This window comes from Bacillus sp. G1(2015b), assembly GCF_001482475.1.
In the GTDB taxonomy this organism is placed as follows: domain Bacteria; phylum Bacillota; class Bacilli; order Bacillales; family Bacillaceae; genus Bacillus; species Bacillus safensis.
Genome location: NZ_LKIC01000003.1, coordinates 71,388 through 87,229 on the forward strand (window position 1 = coordinate 71,388; position 15,842 = coordinate 87,229).

Annotated in this window: 15 protein-coding genes; 13 read left to right on the forward strand and 2 right to left on the reverse strand. The window is 40.9% G+C overall.

What is annotated here, in order from left to right; all coding sequences use genetic code 11:
* The first annotated feature begins 14 nt into the window (after positions 1 to 14).
* The 8 genes from fliS to AMR95_RS02910 all read left to right on the forward strand — a co-directional run bounded on the left by fliS (position 15) and on the right by AMR95_RS02910 (position 9,433).
* The gene (fliS, locus tag AMR95_RS02875) at positions 15 to 419 is read left to right on the forward strand and encodes a flagellar export chaperone FliS (RefSeq protein WP_058837543.1); all 405 of its coding nucleotides are present in this window, start codon (positions 15 to 17) and stop codon (positions 417 to 419) included.
* A complete protein-coding gene (fliT, locus tag AMR95_RS02880) occupies positions 416 to 757 on the forward strand; it encodes a flagella biosynthesis regulatory protein FliT (protein WP_058837544.1) in 342 nt (113 codons plus the stop codon). The genes fliS and fliT overlap by 4 nt, the downstream gene beginning before the upstream one ends.
* A gap of 13 nt (positions 758 to 770) precedes the next feature.
* Complete coding sequence (locus AMR95_RS02885; RefSeq protein ID WP_039181775.1) at positions 771 to 1,151, forward strand: hypothetical protein; 381 nt, start codon at positions 771 to 773, stop codon at positions 1,149 to 1,151.
* 33 nt (positions 1,152 to 1,184) lie between these two features.
* On the forward strand, positions 1,185 to 2,870 hold the full coding sequence (locus AMR95_RS02890) for a methyl-accepting chemotaxis protein (RefSeq protein WP_047201869.1): 1,686 nt from the start codon (positions 1,185 to 1,187) through the stop codon (positions 2,868 to 2,870).
* A 188-nt stretch (positions 2,871 to 3,058) separates the two neighbouring features.
* Positions 3,059 to 3,622, forward strand: a complete 564-nt coding sequence (hpf, locus tag AMR95_RS02895) for a ribosome hibernation-promoting factor, HPF/YfiA family (RefSeq protein WP_024423608.1) — start codon at positions 3,059 to 3,061, stop codon at positions 3,620 to 3,622.
* A gap of 198 nt (positions 3,623 to 3,820) precedes the next feature.
* Positions 3,821 to 6,346 carry a preprotein translocase subunit SecA gene (secA, locus tag AMR95_RS02900; RefSeq protein WP_034281086.1) on the forward strand — a complete coding sequence of 842 codons (2,526 nt, stop codon included), beginning with the start codon at positions 3,821 to 3,823 and terminating at the stop codon, positions 6,344 to 6,346.
* 67 nt (positions 6,347 to 6,413) lie between these two features.
* Positions 6,414 to 7,515, forward strand: a protein-coding gene (gene prfB / locus AMR95_RS02905) for a peptide chain release factor 2 (protein ID WP_098677688.1) whose coding sequence is annotated in 2 segments (ribosomal slippage) — positions 6,414 to 6,485 and positions 6,487 to 7,515 — 1,101 coding nt in all. Because the reading frame shifts where the segments join, the coding sequence is not laid out codon by codon here.
* 124 nt (positions 7,516 to 7,639) lie between these two features.
* Entirely contained in the window at positions 7,640 to 9,433 is a 1,794-nt protein-coding gene (locus tag AMR95_RS02910) for a M3 family oligoendopeptidase (protein WP_058837545.1), read from the forward strand.
* Between the two features lie 16 nt (positions 9,434 to 9,449).
* Here AMR95_RS02910 and AMR95_RS02915 read toward each other — a convergent pair whose 3' ends face one another.
* The gene (locus AMR95_RS02915) at positions 9,450 to 10,184 is read right to left on the reverse strand and encodes an alpha/beta family hydrolase (protein ID WP_058837546.1); all 735 of its coding nucleotides are present in this window, start codon (positions 10,182 to 10,184) and stop codon (positions 9,450 to 9,452) included.
* Positions 10,185 to 10,373: 189 nt separating this feature from the next.
* Here AMR95_RS02915 and AMR95_RS02920 point away from each other — a divergent pair, with 189 nt between their 5' ends.
* The 5 genes from AMR95_RS02920 (at position 10,374) to AMR95_RS02940 (ending at position 14,926) form a co-directional block, all read left to right on the forward strand.
* The gene (locus AMR95_RS02920) at positions 10,374 to 11,222 is read left to right on the forward strand and encodes a YitT family protein (protein WP_047201865.1); all 849 of its coding nucleotides are present in this window, start codon (positions 10,374 to 10,376) and stop codon (positions 11,220 to 11,222) included.
* 48 nt (positions 11,223 to 11,270) lie between these two features.
* Positions 11,271 to 11,600 (forward strand): cytochrome c551, encoded by a 330-nt coding sequence (cccB, locus tag AMR95_RS02925; protein ID WP_058837547.1) that lies wholly within the window; start codon positions 11,271 to 11,273, stop codon positions 11,598 to 11,600.
* 383 nt (positions 11,601 to 11,983) lie between these two features.
* Entirely contained in the window at positions 11,984 to 12,670 is a 687-nt protein-coding gene (gene ftsE / locus AMR95_RS02930) for a cell division ATP-binding protein FtsE (protein WP_024423601.1), read from the forward strand.
* On the forward strand, positions 12,663 to 13,553 hold the full coding sequence (ftsX, locus tag AMR95_RS02935; protein WP_039181755.1) for a permease-like cell division protein FtsX: 891 nt from the start codon (positions 12,663 to 12,665) through the stop codon (positions 13,551 to 13,553). The genes ftsE and ftsX overlap by 8 nt, the downstream gene beginning before the upstream one ends.
* Before the next feature lie 110 nt (positions 13,554 to 13,663).
* On the forward strand, positions 13,664 to 14,926 hold the full coding sequence (locus AMR95_RS02940) for a murein hydrolase activator EnvC family protein (protein ID WP_039181752.1): 1,263 nt from the start codon (positions 13,664 to 13,666) through the stop codon (positions 14,924 to 14,926).
* 49 nt (positions 14,927 to 14,975) lie between these two features.
* Here the strand turns inward: AMR95_RS02940 and AMR95_RS02945 are convergent, their stop codons facing one another.
* A complete protein-coding gene (locus tag AMR95_RS02945; protein ID WP_024423598.1) occupies positions 14,976 to 15,716 on the reverse strand; it encodes a sulfite exporter TauE/SafE family protein in 741 nt (246 codons plus the stop codon).
* Between the last annotated feature and the right edge of the window lie 126 nt (positions 15,717 to 15,842).

Below are 15,842 nucleotides of genomic sequence, written 5' to 3' on the forward strand. Positions count from 1 at the left end.
GAGGTTTATAACATATGGCAATACAGAACCCTTATGCCGCCTATCAGAAAAATTCTATTGAGACCGCAACACCTGCCGAGTTGACGCTTATGCTTTATGAAGGCTGCTTAAAGTTCATCAGACTAGCGAAGCATGCCATTCAAAAAGAGGATGCAGAAACGAGAAACTTGAACCTGAAAAAGGCTCAAAACATCATTCAAGAATTAAATGTCACCTTAAATCGTTCCTATGACGTATCAAAGAGTATGGCAAGTATGTATGATTACATTTATCGCAGACTGATAGAAGCTAATCTTCAAAATGACGAAGAGATATTGAATGAAGTAGAAGAGTACGTAACTGATTTCCGTGATGCGTGGAAGGAAGTCATTCAAACCGATCGAAAAGGCCGTCACCACTCTATCGGGGGCTCTCTATGAGTATTGTGGACCAGCTACATGATCAAACATTAAAAATGGCAGCAGAAATATCGGAAAATCCGCAAAGTGAGACACTGGTTGAAGACTTTGATGCCTTTTTAATCGAGAGAGACGAATTAATGAGAGATATACAGCATGAATTGACGGATCAAGAAAAAGAGAAAATCCGAGAAATCATACAAACAGATCAACAGATGGCGAAGCAATTAACGGTTATCCAAAATGGGATAAAAGCAGATATTCAAGCCATTCAAAAAAAGAAAACAAAACAGCTGAATTATCAAAATCCATACCAGCCCATAACAAGTGACGGCGTATACTACGATAAACGGAAATAAATAGGTGAGACCTGTGGCGTATCGTTCAAATGACTATATTTTATTAACCACATATTATGAACTTCTATACACGATAGAAGAGAGTCTAAAATATTTAGATGAAATTGAGAAGGATTTTGACAAAACAGAAGGGGATCGGATCTTTAATGATCTGATCCATGCCTTCTTTCATTTAGACACAACACACCCCCTTCTGCTTTCAATTATTGAAAATGAACACTTTGCCAAAACGATTCGTTCGTTTGATCAAATATTTTTAAGTTTTGATATACTAGCTTTCTATACATTCCCTTCAAATCACTTCCAATCATTCCTGAAATCATATTTTATACCTGAATATAGAAAGTGGATGGATGAAATACATGCCTGTATGAGGCCGTATGTCATTCATTAATTTTTGTCCAATTCAGACCATTCGGAGGAAATTATGAGACTAAAAAATCAATTTTTATTTGGGCTTATTGTCATATGTGTATTGTTTGTCAGTATGTTAGGATTCTCAAGCTTTCTCTATTACAAAACAGATCAATCCTATAAAGCGTTATTAAGCAAGGAAGTGAAGCTTTATCAGACCTCGCTGGAATTAGAGGCGCTTCTGCAAAAGCAGGAAGCACAGATTAAAACATATGTTGTCGTCCAAGATGCTGAAAATTTGCAGAAAATTGAGCAAACATATGAAGATATTAATAAGAAAACAACAGAAGCTTCAAAATTAAGTACGGTCAAACAAGCAAAAAATCTATTAGATCAAATCTCAGAAAAAAATTATCTCTACTACACCTCAACGAATCGATTATTTAATTCATTAAATATGCAAAATCAAAAAGAATTCAACACCCGCCTCACTCAAGAATTACAACCTATCGAACAAGAAATACATACCTTTACAAAAGAATTCGCTCAAAACCAGCTAAAACAACGTGATCAAAAAATCAATCAGCTCAATCAAGATAGTAATCAATTATTGCTTACACTCATTTTGGTCAGTGCAGCGATTATTGTTGGCTTTCTGGTGATTGGTGTCAGATTCGTTCATCGCATGACAAAACCAATTGTTTCTGTCACAAATGCCGCAAGAAGGATGGCAGATGGTGACCTGACCCTTGAAGAGATTGAAGTGACCTCTAAAAATGAGATTGGTCAGCTCGGCACAGCCTTTAATCAAATGACGGCTCATTTGCGTCAGCTTATTTTGCAGGTGCAAAGCGGATCAAGACAGCTTGCTGATTCTGCTGCTCAATTTGAGGAAACCATCAGTCAAACGATATCGGCTAGTGAGCAGACATCTAGCTCGATCGAACAGGTCAGTGAAGCTTCACGTGAACAATCAGATGCGGTCGGAAAAGTCGCCTCTGCCATTCAAGAAGTATCGACTGGGATGCAAAATGCAGCTGTACACACGTCCGATGTTTCGGGTCACTCAATTTCAGTGACTGAAAAGGCCGAAGAGGGTGCCGCCCTTATTCAACAATTTGTGAAACAAATGAGTTCTATTAAAGAGTCTGTGAATGAACACCATTCCACAATGGCCAATGTACAAGCGCAGTTTACAGGCATTCAAGGTCTGTTAGGTCATATCCATGCCATTGCTGACCAGACGAATTTACTTGCTTTAAACGCAGCAATAGAAGCAGCAAGAGCGGGAGAACATGGAAGAGGTTTTGCAGTTGTAGCAGATGAAGTGAGGAAGCTGGCAGAAGAATCTAGTCAGCTGACAGATCAAATTAGTCAATTACTCGAGAACGTGAACAAAGATACAGAAAGGTCATCGCAATCGATGACGAAGGTTGAGCGGGATGTAGCAGAGGGTGTAAAAGTATCACAATTATCTGAACAGAGCTTCCATGAAATCTTGGAATCTATTCGTGATATTTCAATGAAAGCCGAAGAACTGTCAGCCACTGCAGAACAGATTTCTGCTAGTACAGAGGAAATTTCTCAAACGGTTGGTGTCATTGAAGAAGGTGCGAAACGAAACTCAGAAGAAACAGAGTATATGTCTGCTGCTGTTGAAGAATCATTAGCGGCAAATGAAGAAATGAAAGCCGCTGCGGAGGATTTAAAATCCTTGTCTCAATCGCTGAAAACATCGATATCATCTTTTACCATTTAATGTGCGCTGGTCTTTTTCAAGAATCAGCCGAATATATATTCATCACCTATCAAGAAACAGTTGAAGCACCGCAAAATTCGACAAATTTCAATAAATATTCACATTTTTTTTACGTTTGAGCAGGAGAAAAGGAGGGAAAAGTAGAAATAGGTTTACATATCCTTAATTTTAAAGGAGGCGTTCTTTACATGAATTACAATGTCAGAGGAGAAAACATCGACGTAACACCTGCACTAAGAGATCATGTCGAGAAAAAAATTGGAAAGCTGGAGCGTTATTTTGAGACAGATGTTGATGCTTCAGTCAACGTGAACTTGAAGTTTTACAACGATCAAGAATCTAAAGTTGAGGTTACCATTCCAATGACTGATCTAGCACTTCGAGCTGAGGTGCATAATGAGGATATGTACAATGCAGTAGACCTAGCAGCCAGTAAATTAGAACGTCAAATTAGAAAGCACAAAACAAAAGTAAACCGTAAATTCCGCGAGCAAGGTGCCAAAAAGCACTTATTTGCTGGAGGAAATGGTACGGCTGAAGTAGCAGTTCAAGATGACGAAGAGATTGATGAAACAGAAATCGTCAGACAAAAACGTTTCAACTTAAAGCCGATGGATAGCGAAGAGGCCATTCTCCAAATGAACATGTTAGGTCATAGTTTCTTCGTTTTCACAAATGCTGAGACAAATTTGACCAATGTGGTTTATCGCCGAAATGACGGTAAATATGGACTCATTGAGCCAAACGCTTAAATATCAGTTTATGCTGATTCAAAAACAACCTAAATAAAGTAAACCCGTTCCTTTCATAAGGGGCGGGTTTTTTGTGCGAAATTATGGCAAATTCTTTGGAAATGAAAGAAGGTATGGTATGATAAATGCAGGTAAATATGGACCTGTCAAACTTTTGGACATGCCGAAAAATTGCATGAAATAGAGGAGCGTTATTATATGCTTGGAATCTTAAACAAAGTGTTTGATCCTACGAAACGTACGATCAGCCGATATGAAAAAAAGGCAAATGAAATCGAAGCTCTCGCTCAAGATTTTGAAAAATTATCTGACGAGGCTTTACGAAATAAAACGATTGAATTTAAAGAAAAACTTGAAAAAGGACAATCCGTGGATGACCTGTTGGTTGAAGCATTTGCTACGGTTCGCGAGGCTTCCCGCCGCGTAACAGGAATGTTCCCATTTAAGGTGCAGCTTATGGGGGGGATCGCGCTTCACGAAGGCAACATCGCTGAAATGAAAACAGGTGAAGGGAAAACATTGACATCCACGATGCCTGTTTACTTAAATGCTCTTTCTGGAAAAGGCGTCCACATCGTGACAGTCAACGAATATTTGGCAAGCCGTGATGCGCAGGAAATGGGCAAAATTTTTGAATTCCTTGGTTTAACGGTCGGTTTAAACTTAAACAGCTTAGACAAAGATGAAAAAAGAGAAGCGTACGCCGCTGATATCACGTATTCAACAAACAATGAACTCGGCTTTGACTATTTACGAGATAACATGGTGCTCTACAAAGAGCAGATGGTTCAGAGACCACTTCATTATGCTGTGATCGATGAGGTTGACTCCATTTTAATTGATGAAGCGAGAACACCTCTTATTATTTCTGGACAAGCTGCGAAATCAACAAAGCTTTACGTACAAGCCAATGCATTTGTCCGCACTTTAAAAATTGAAGATGATTTCACGTATGATATTAAAACAAAAAGTGTGCAGCTGACTGAAAGCGGAATGACGAAAGCGGAAAAAGCATTCGGCATCGAGAACCTGTTTGATGTCAAACATGTCGCGCTCAACCATCACATCGCTCAGGCGCTGAAAGCACATGTTGCGATGCAAAAAGACGTGGATTACGTGGTAGAAGAAGGCCAAGTAGTCATCGTTGACTCCTTCACAGGACGTTTAATGAAAGGACGCCGTTATAGTGAAGGTCTGCATCAAGCCATCGAAGCAAAAGAAGGTCTTGAAGTGCAGAACGAAAGCATGACACTAGCAACAATTACGTTCCAGAACTACTTCCGTATGTATGAAAAGTTATCTGGTATGACTGGTACAGCAAAAACGGAAGAAGAAGAATTCCGTAACATTTACAACATGCAGGTTGTGTCAATCCCGACCAATCAACCAGTAGTTCGTGATGACCGACCTGATTTAATTTACCGCACAATGGATGGTAAATTTAAAGCAGTGGCTGAGGATGTTGCGCAGCGCTATATGACAGGACAGCCAGTTCTTGTCGGAACAGTAGCAGTTGAGACATCTGAGCTTATTTCTAAGCTGCTTAAAAATAAAGGCATTCCTCATCAAGTGTTAAACGCGAAAAACCATGAGCGTGAAGCACAAATTATTGAAGAGGCTGGTCAAAAAGGTGCTGTGACCATTGCGACAAACATGGCAGGACGTGGTACAGACATCAAGCTTGGCGAAGGTGTAAAAGAACTTGGAGGTCTGGCTGTTATCGGGACAGAGCGTCATGAATCACGTCGGATTGATAACCAGCTTCGCGGACGTTCTGGACGTCAAGGAGACCCAGGGATTACCCAATTCTATCTATCCATGGAAGATGAATTGATGCGCCGATTTGGTGCAGAGCGAACGATGGCAATGCTTGACCGCTTTGGCATGGATGACTCTACACCAATCCAAAGTAAAATGGTGTCTAAAGCCGTTGAATCATCGCAAAAACGTGTAGAGGGGAACAACTTTGATTCCCGTAAGCAGCTTCTGCAATATGACGATGTGCTTCGTCAACAGCGTGAAGTGATCTACAAACAGCGTTTTGAAGTCATCGATTCCGACAACTTAAAATCAATTGTCATCAATATGATCCAATCTTCAATTGAGCGTGCTGTGGGATCTTATACGCCAAAAGAAGAGCTGCCTGAAGAATGGAAACTAGATGGTCTTGTTGAATTAATCAACACGAACTATTTAGACGAAGGTGCCATCACGGTCAAAGATATCTTCGGTAAAGAAGCAGATGAAATCACAACTTTCATCATGGATCGTATTAAAGAAAAATACGATGCAAAAGAAGAAACATTTGGCGAAGAACAAATGCGTGAATTTGAAAAAGTCATCGTTCTTCGTGCGGTGGATTCGAAGTGGATGGACCATATCGATGCAATGGATCAGCTGCGTCAAGGTATTCATTTACGTGCGTATGCACAAACGAATCCGCTACGTGAATACCAAATGGAAGGATTTGCGATGTTTGAGCATATGGTTGCTTCAATTGAAGATGATGTGGCCAAGTATGTCTTGAAATCAGAAATCCAAAACAACCTAGAACGCGAAGAAGTGGTTCAAGGTCAAACAACGGCTCATCAGCCACAAGAGGGCGATGAGGAGAAGACAGTGAAGAAAAAGCCGGTACGTAAAGTCGTAGACATTGGACGAAACTCTCCATGTCACTGCGGAAGCGGCAAGAAATATAAAAATTGTCATGGGAAGACAGAATAAGTAATGGAAAGAGGTGAAAACCTCTTTCTATTCATGTCAGCCCCCATACATCTATGAGGTGAAGGATATGGAATTAGTAGAAATTAGACAAGAGCTTGAAAATATGGCTAGCAGGCTAGCTGATTTTAGGGGGTCTCTTTGACTTAGAAACAAAAGAAGCCAAAATCGCAGAGCTTGAAGCGACGATGTCAGAGGCTGATTTTTGGAATGATCAGCAAAAGGCTCAAGGCGTTATCAATGAAGCCAATGCACTGAAGGATTCTGTGAATTCCTATCATGAGCTCAGTGAATCGCATGAAGAGCTGCAAATGACGCATGACTTATTAAAGGAAGATTATGACGAAGAGCTTCATGCAGAGCTTGAAAAAGAGCTGAAGAACTTAACGAAGCAATTTAACGAATTTGAGCTGCAGCTTCTCTTAAGCGAACCTTATGATAAAAACAATGCCATTCTGGAGCTTCACCCAGGTGCAGGCGGTACCGAATCACAGGACTGGGGTTCAATGCTTTTGAGAATGTACACTCGCTGGGCAGAGCGCAGAGGCTTTAAGGTTGAAACGCTTGATTACCTTCCAGGTGATGAGGCAGGAATTAAGTCGGTGACATTGCTGATCAAAGGGCATAATGCGTACGGTTATTTAAAAGCAGAAAAAGGTGTCCATCGTTTGGTCCGTATTTCTCCTTTTGATTCATCTGGCCGTAGACATACATCCTTCGTTTCATGTGATGTTATGCCGGAATTCAATGAAGAAATTGATATTGATATTCGCACAGAGGATATCAAGGTAGATACGTATCGTGCAAGCGGTGCAGGCGGACAGCACGTTAATACGACGGACTCTGCTGTTCGTATTACACACATTCCAACCAATGTCGTCGTGACGTGCCAAACAGAAAGATCACAAATCAAAAACAGAGAACGTGCGATGAAAATGTTGAAATCGAAACTTTATCAAAAACGGATCGAAGAACAGCAGGCAGAATTGGATGAAATCAGAGGAGAGCAGAAAGAAATTGGCTGGGGCAGCCAGATTCGCTCTTATGTATTCCACCCTTATTCTCTTGTGAAAGACCATCGAACCAATACGGAGATGGGAAATGTTCAAGCGGTGATGGATGGAGATTTAGATTCATTTATCGATGCATACCTACGTTCGAAATTATCATAAAAACTCGGCTTCTTGCCGGGTTTTTTTAATTGTGAGAAAATATAATGAATATAAAGGAATACTTACGACATACTGATTCTATATCCTTTGTATGATGAAATTAGCAAATAAAGGGGGAAATATTTTGGGATTAACACCATTGCAAGAAACGTGGGATTTAGATGCCTTTTTTAAAGGAGGCAGTTCTTCACCAGAATTTAAGACATACCTGCAAACCATTCAGCAGCTATTAGATGAATTACGACAAAAGGTGGATGCCTTTTCAAAAGAAGATACACACATTGAAAGCAAATTAACGTCTGTCCTTGACACGTATGAAACTACATATAAAAAATTGTCTCAAGCAGGTTCATTTGTATCCTGCCTCCAAGCTCAAAATACGAAGGATATGAAAGCAGGCAGCCTTCGAGGTACGATTGCCAAGCTAGAAGCGGATTTAGGAACCATCCTTGCACTGTTTGATCAAGCGCTTGCTGCTATTCCTGCAAACAAGTGGGAAGAACTGATGAATTCAGCAGCCTTTTCAGATGTCCGCTACATATTAAATGAGCGAAGAGACCGTGTGAAGGATCAATTACCTGTTGAACAAGAAACACTGATCCAAAAGCTGGCTGTAGATGGGTACCATGCGTGGGATGAGCTTTATTCCAGCTTAGTGAATAAAATTACCATTCCGTTTGAACAGCATGGTGAAACGCAGATGATCTCTGTAGGCCAAGCGGAAAATGCTATGGATGATTCAGATCGTGAAGTCAGAAAAGCCGTTTACCACAACCTAGAGCATGCATGGACGCAGGATGAACATTTATTTGCAAGTACGCTCAACCACCTAGCTGGTTTTCGTTTGCAAGTGTATGAAGCAAGAGGCTGGGATCACATTTTAAAAGAGCCGCTTGAAATTTGCCGTATGAAACAAGAAACCCTTGATACAATGTGGTCTGTGATTGATGAACATAAGCAGCCATTCATTGATTATTTACACCGAAAAGCTGAGATGCTTGGAGTGGATAAGCTGAGCTGGTTCGATGTTGGGGCTCCTATCGGCAGTGAGACCAAAATCTATCCTTATCAAGAAGCAGCTGCTTTTATTGTGAAACATTTCGCTGGATTTGGAGAAGAGCTCGCTGCTTTTACAGAAAAAGCCTTTAACGAACGCTGGGTAGAAGCTGAGGACCGTCCAAACAAACGGGTAGGCGGCTTTTGTACAAATTTCCCTGACAGCGGAGAATCACGCATTTTTATGACCTTCTCAGGAAGTCCATCCAATGTGGCGACACTAGCGCATGAGCTTGGTCATTCATTCCATCAGGACGTGATGCAGGATGTTCGCATTCTGAATCGCAAATACGCAATGAATGTAGCTGAAACAGCGTCCACCTTCGCAGAAATGATTGTAGCTGATGCTTCATTAAAAGAAGCGGCAAATGAAGAGGAGCGTCTCAGCTTGTTAGAGGATAAGCTGCAGCGCAGTGTAGCATTCTTCATGAACATTCAATCTCGTTTCTTATTTGAACAGCGATTTTATGAAGAGCGTAAACAAGGAGAAGTGCCGGCTGACCGATTGAATGAATTGATGGTCGAAGCGCAGAAGGAAGCGTTTGGTGACTCATTAGATGAATACCATCCTCATTTCTGGGCGTCTAAGCTGCATTTCCATATCACGAATGTTCCATTTTATAATTTCCCATACACCTTTGGATACATGTTCTCGTTAGGAATTTATGCAAAAGCATTGCAGGCTGGTACATCGTTTGAAGAGAAATACATTGCATTATTAAAAGATACTGCTTCAATGACAGTGGAAGATTTAGCTAAAAAGCATCTAGGCGTTGACCTTACCCAAAAAGCATTTTGGGAAGAAGCCATTCGTTTGGCTGTAGCAGATGCTGAAGAATTTTTAGAAGTGACGAAAAAATAAAAGTGAAAAGCTCCCGTTATGGGAGCTTTTTTGCTGGCTTCAGCCAATCCAGCATTGTCTGAATGAGATCATTTTGCTGCGACAGGGCTGGAATGTCCGCCGGCTGATCCCCTTTTTGTTTGCCATACATGCCAAATTGCGCATGATTCCCGCCTTTTATTTCATAATAAACGGTTTGAGACGGCAGATTTGCTTTCGATTTCTTGATTTTCTCTTGTGTTGCCAGCCCATCCTTTTCACCTGAAATAGAGAGGACTTTTAGTGACGATTGTTTCAGGTCATCTGATGCTGGATAAGATGCTAGGAAAAAGAGTCCATCTAGCTTGCTCTGATTTTTTTCTGCAAACATAGCGGCAGCTGCCCCGCCAAGTGAATGTCCGCCAATATACCAGTGTTTGATCGTTTGATGATCTTTGATGATGTCCTGCGCTTTGTTTGGATTGAAGATCGCAAAGGAAAATGGCATGTCAGGGATAAAGACAGAGTAGCCTTTTTTCATCAGCGTATCCCCAATATAGGCATACGCAAGTGGTTCCACCTTTGCCCCAGGATAGAGAATGATGCCAGTATCACTTTTTGATGCTTCAAAATTATAAACATTGTTTTTATGTTCCACTTGCTCCATGTTCACCTGTTTTTTTAATGCTTCTGATGGTCCGTATGTAAAGCGGCTCCATATATAGAAAGCACCAAAAGCTAAGATGATCAGTGCAAGTAATGTCATACCTGTTATCTTCAGTATTTTCTTCATCGCATGCCCCTTCTTTCTCATGTACATATTAAATATACCATCATTTACTCCTATGCCAACTGGCAAGTACGCTGATCCGTCTGTGTGATAAAGTGTTAATCCATTAGCACTGCATTTGGCTGTTATTTACAATCGTTTTAAGAGGGCTTAAAATAGGTGTGCATTCAGAAGTAACGGAGGAAGAAAGACATGAAGCAGGGATATTCACAATTTTGGATTGAAGTGAAAAATTATTTGTTCATTTTAATCGGATCTGCCATTGTGGCGATTGGATTTAATACGTTATTATTGCCGAATCAGATTGCAGCAGGCGGTGTGAGCGGAATTAGTACCATTATGCAGTCATTCGGCTTTGAAGCAGCGTATGTGCAATGGGGGCTCAATATTCCGCTGTTTATCGCTGGCTTTTATTTATTAGGCGGTACATTTGGAGTGAAAACACTCGTTGGCTCGATTTTTTTACCTTTCATGGTGTTTGTCACACGACATATTGCACCTGTCACACACGAAGCGCTGCTGGCAGCTATTTTTGGCGGTGTGGTCATTGGAATCGGTATAGGGCTCGTGTTCCTTGGGAATGGATCAACAGGTGGAACGGCACTCGCTGCCAAAATCATTAATAAGTACACCGGACTCACGCTAGGCACTTGCTTAGCGATGATGGATGGTTTGATTGTTCTGGCTGCAATGACGGTCTTTGGAATCGAAGAGGGGCTATACGCGGTCATTGGTGTGTTTATTTCGAGTAAAACGATTGATGTGGTACAGGCTGGCTTCAGTCATTCGAAAATGGCGATGATCATTACCGGGCATGAAGATGAGGTCAGACAGGCAGTTTTTGACCAAATTGACCGCGGTGTGACGAAGATCTCAGCAGTCGGAGGATATACCGATCATGACCGCCCAATTTTGATGTGTGTCGTTGGGCAGTCACAATTCACAAAGTTGAAACAAGTGGTGAAAGCAATCGATGCATCAGCATTTGTCATTGTAATGGATGCAAAAGAGGTGCTTGGTGAGGGTTTTAAAAGGGCATAAACAAGGATATAATAGCGTTGACCAAATGATCGTAAGGGAGGGAAATAGATGAAAAAAAGCGGATTAACGATGCTATTTGCAGCAATGCTTCTTGTTCTGGCGGCTTGTGGAGGAAATTCAAGCAGCAGCGAAAAAGAAGGCAGCAAAAGTGCTTCATCTGTGAGCAGTGGTGAGGAGATCTATCAGCAAAACTGTATTGGCTGTCATGGGAAAGACCTATCTGGCGGAGGCGGACCAAGCCTGAAAGAAGTAGGGAAGAAATATAATGAAAGCCAAATCGCAGATATTGCGCAAAACGGTAAAGGCTCTATGCCAAGCGGAATGGTAGATGAGAAGCAAGCAAAAGAAGTAGCAAAATGGCTTGCAGAGAAAAAATAAAACCTTTGTCTAATCGACAAGGTTTTTTTGTTTTTTATATGTAGAAAAAGACTTTTGGATAGTATGAAAACGCATTATATTAAATTTTTATTTAAAAAATAAGGGTATAAAGGCATGTTTTTCGGTTTTGATTGTTCTATTTACCTTTTATTTATAAGTTTTGAAATATAAATGTAATACCATTGCGTCGATTCATGACGTATAATTGGAGTTGTTGAAAATGAGACGATTCAATTTTTTCATCTTTTTGGATGAAAAGGACATAAATTGCTAGTAAGTATCGAAGGGTATGTGCGTAACCATACATAACGTTTTTTGACGAGAAGTGTCAAAACATCATGATAAGCTGTTAGTCAGCGAATAAGAAAAGATTAGGTGATTACATGATTCAAATGAAGGAAGTCTACAAGATCTATCCTAATGGCGTAAAGGCGATCAATGGAATCAATGTCTCTATCCATCCAGGAGAGTTTGTGTATGTTGTTGGTCCCAGTGGTGCTGGTAAATCCACTTTCATCAAAATGATGTATCGTGAAGAGAAGCCAACCAAAGGGCAAATCTTAATTAATAACAAAGATTTAGGTTCAATGAAGGAAAAAGAAATTCCTTACGTAAGAAGAGAAATTGGCGTAGTATTCCAAGATTTCAAGCTGCTTCCAACTCTTACAGTGTTTGAGAACGTTGCATTTGCTCTTGAAGTGATTGGTGAACAGCCTCATATCATTAAGAAAAAAGTGCTTGACGTTCTCGATCTAGTCCAGCTAAAGCACAGAGCGCGCCAATTTCCTGACCAGCTGTCCGGCGGTGAACAGCAGCGGGTATCTATCGCTCGGTCGATCGTCAATAGCCCTGAGGTCGTCATTGCAGATGAGCCGACAGGAAACCTTGATCCAGACACTTCCTGGGAAATCATGAAGACGCTCGAAGAGATTAATAACCGCGGAACAACAGTGGTTATGGCGACACACAACAAAGAAATTGTAAACACCATGAAGAAACGCGTCATCGCAATCGAAGATGGAATGATTGTGCGTGACGAAGCAAGAGGGGAGTACGGAATTTATGATTAAAACTCTCTCGCGGCATTTACGTGAGAGCTTCCGTTCACTAGGAAGAAACACGTGGATGACTTTTGCATCAATTAGTGCGGTTACTGTCACATTGATTTTAGTTGGGGTTTTCCTTGTGATTATGCTCAACTTGAATAACATGGCATCGAACGCTGAAAAAGAAGTAGAAGTAAAAGTATTAATCGAATTAACGGCGAATCAAAAGCAGCAGGATGAATTAAAAGCAGAAATTGAAAAGATTCCTGAAATCAGTAATGTGAAGTACTCATCTAAGGATGACGAACTGAAAGCTTTGATTAAAAGCTTCGGAGAAAATGGACAATCCATGGGACTTGTTGATCAAGAAAATCCATTAAACGATGCGTTCATTGTGAAAACAACAGATCCTCACGATACACCAAAAGTAGCGAAGAAATTAGAAAACCTAAAGGGTACATATAAAGTAACCTATGGGAAAGAAGAGGTCAGCCGACTCTTTAATGTAGTCGGAGTAGCGCGTAATGTCGGCATTGTGCTCATTATTGGGCTGTTATTTACAGCTATGTTCTTAATCTCCAATACGATCAAAATTACGATCTTTGCTAGACGTAAAGAAATTGAGATTATGAAGCTGGTAGGTGCAACGAACTGGTTTATCCGCTGGCCATTCTTCATTGAAGGATTATTGCTTGGTGTATTTGGCTCCATTATACCTATTGCTCTATTGCTTGGCACGTATCAATATGCAGTGGGCTGGGTCGCACCGAGAGTACAGGGCTCATTTATTTCAATGCTTCCATACAACCCATTTGTCTATCAAGTATCACTGATCCTGCTAGTGATCGGTGCAATCATTGGGGTATGGGGAAGCTTAACGTCTATCCGTAAATTCTTAAAAGTATAAATATATTTTGATGGCAGCATTCGAGGATTCTATAGAAGATGTGACCGGTTGATCCGATTCATCCGGTCGGCTCTTCATGTCGACAGTTGTCATGGGAGGGGAATATCGTTTTGAAAAGAAAGCTAATGATGGCTGGAATGGCAGCGTTTATTGGAACAACGTGGCTATACATTCCAGGGAACGAGAATCGTGCATTCGCATACGAAGACCTAGATCAAAAACGTCAACAAATCGAAGAGAAAACATCGAAGACTGAATCAAACTTGAAGAAGAAGAAGTCAGAGCTGGCAAAGCTTGAAAAGAAAGAATCAAAGCTCAAGAAAGAAATTGAACAAATTGACCAAAAGGTAAGTACTGCAACTGAAAAAGTCGCTGAAAAAGAGAAAGAAGTTAAAAAAACGAAGCAAGAGATCAAACAGCTGAAAAAAGACATTCAAGTCATCAATGAGCGAATTGAAAAAAGAAAAGCCATTTTCAAAGACCGAATTCGTTCTATGCAAAAAAGCGGCGGTACGATCAACTATTTAGATGTGCTGCTAGGTGCTCGCAGCTTTAGTGATTTTGTCGGTCGTGTTGGGGCTGTCACAACGATTGTCGAAGCAGACAAAGACATGATTACAGAACATGAAAATGATTTAAAGCTGGTGGAGCAAAAAGAAGCAGAGCTAAATAATCAGCTAAGTGGACTTGAAACATCTCTGAAAGAGTTAGAAGCACTGAAAAAAGATTTATCTAAGAAGCACAAAGAAAAAGAACACATTTTAGGTGATGTGACAGATAAAAAAAATCATGCACATGATGAACTAGGTAAGCTTGAGAATGAACAAGAAATTCTTGCGAACCAAAAAGCGGCTGTGAAGTCTGAGGAAGCACACCGTCAAAAGGAAGAAGCGGCGAAAGCAAAACAAGCAGCTGAAAAAAATGCACCTGCACCTCGTAGCGGCGGATCAGATCAAGTATCTGATACACCAGCAAGCAGCTCAGGCTTTATTAAACCAGCTGCAGGGCGTTTCTCATCTGGCTTTGGCGGACGTTCTGGCGGAAACCACTTCGGATTAGATATTGCAGCAAAAGGCACAGTTCCTGTCTATGCAGCAGCATCTGGAACCGTCACAAACTCAAGCTACTCATCGAGCTACGGAAATGTTGTGTTCATTACGCACAATATCAATGGACAGACATATCAAACTGTATACGCCCACCTGTCTACAAGAAGTGTGTCAACAGGACAGAGAGTTGAACAAGGACAATTCCTTGGCTATATGGGAAATACCGGCCAATCGCATGGTCAGCATCTTCATTTTGAAATTCATAAAGGATTATGGAATGGCGCGAAATCAAATGCAGTCAATCCAGCGCAATATATCCGCTAATCAAAAAGCCGATAACATGACGTTATCGGCTTTTTTTGTCTAGATAGAATTAAAATAACAGCAGTAACCCGGCAATAATAGGTGTTAACAGAACAGCTGATTTCAATAAGAGCTTCGGTGCAAGGCGTGTGAATTTCGCGCCTATAAATGCGCCTAAGACGGTTCCAATTAATATTTGGATCAGCAAGATAAAATCAACATAGCCCTCTGAAATATATCCAATTCCACCACCGATGGAAATCGGAATAATGACAAGCATCGTCGTGCCAACAGCTTGCCGAATCGACAGCTTCAGTAAAATCAAAAGTCCTACTTGAATAAACGGTGCAGACCCGATACCAAACATGCCTGACAGCATTCCAGACACAAGGCCTAAAATAATGCCTCTTGTCATCAGCTGGCGTGAAGAAAGCGGCTGCTGCTCAGCCTCTTCATTAAGAACAAATAGTTTGATCATCATAAAAACAGCGGATAAAAAAAGCATCCCTGCTGTTAAATAGTGCAGACTCTCTTCTGGAATAAAAGGAGCGACCTTAGCCCCGGCAAAAGAAGCAATACAAGCCAGAGCCCCGACAATCAAACCAGATTTCAACTGAATGTTCCCTTCCCTGTAGTGGCTATATGCACCTGATAGTGTCGTAAATGCCATAGCGGCTAATGACGTCCCGAGTGCTGTATGGATAGGGATATCAAAAATTAATGTAAGCAATGCGATGACAAATCCCGCCCCGCCTGCTCCTACAAAACCTAATAAAATTCCTAATAAAAGCATCGTCAAGATAATATACATAGCGAAGACTCCTTCTCAATCATAACAAAATAAAAATTACACCTAATAAAATGATTCGTCAAGCCTTCACGGGAGAATGTCTTTACATGAAATCCCTTCTTCTGGCATATAATAACTCAGGTCATC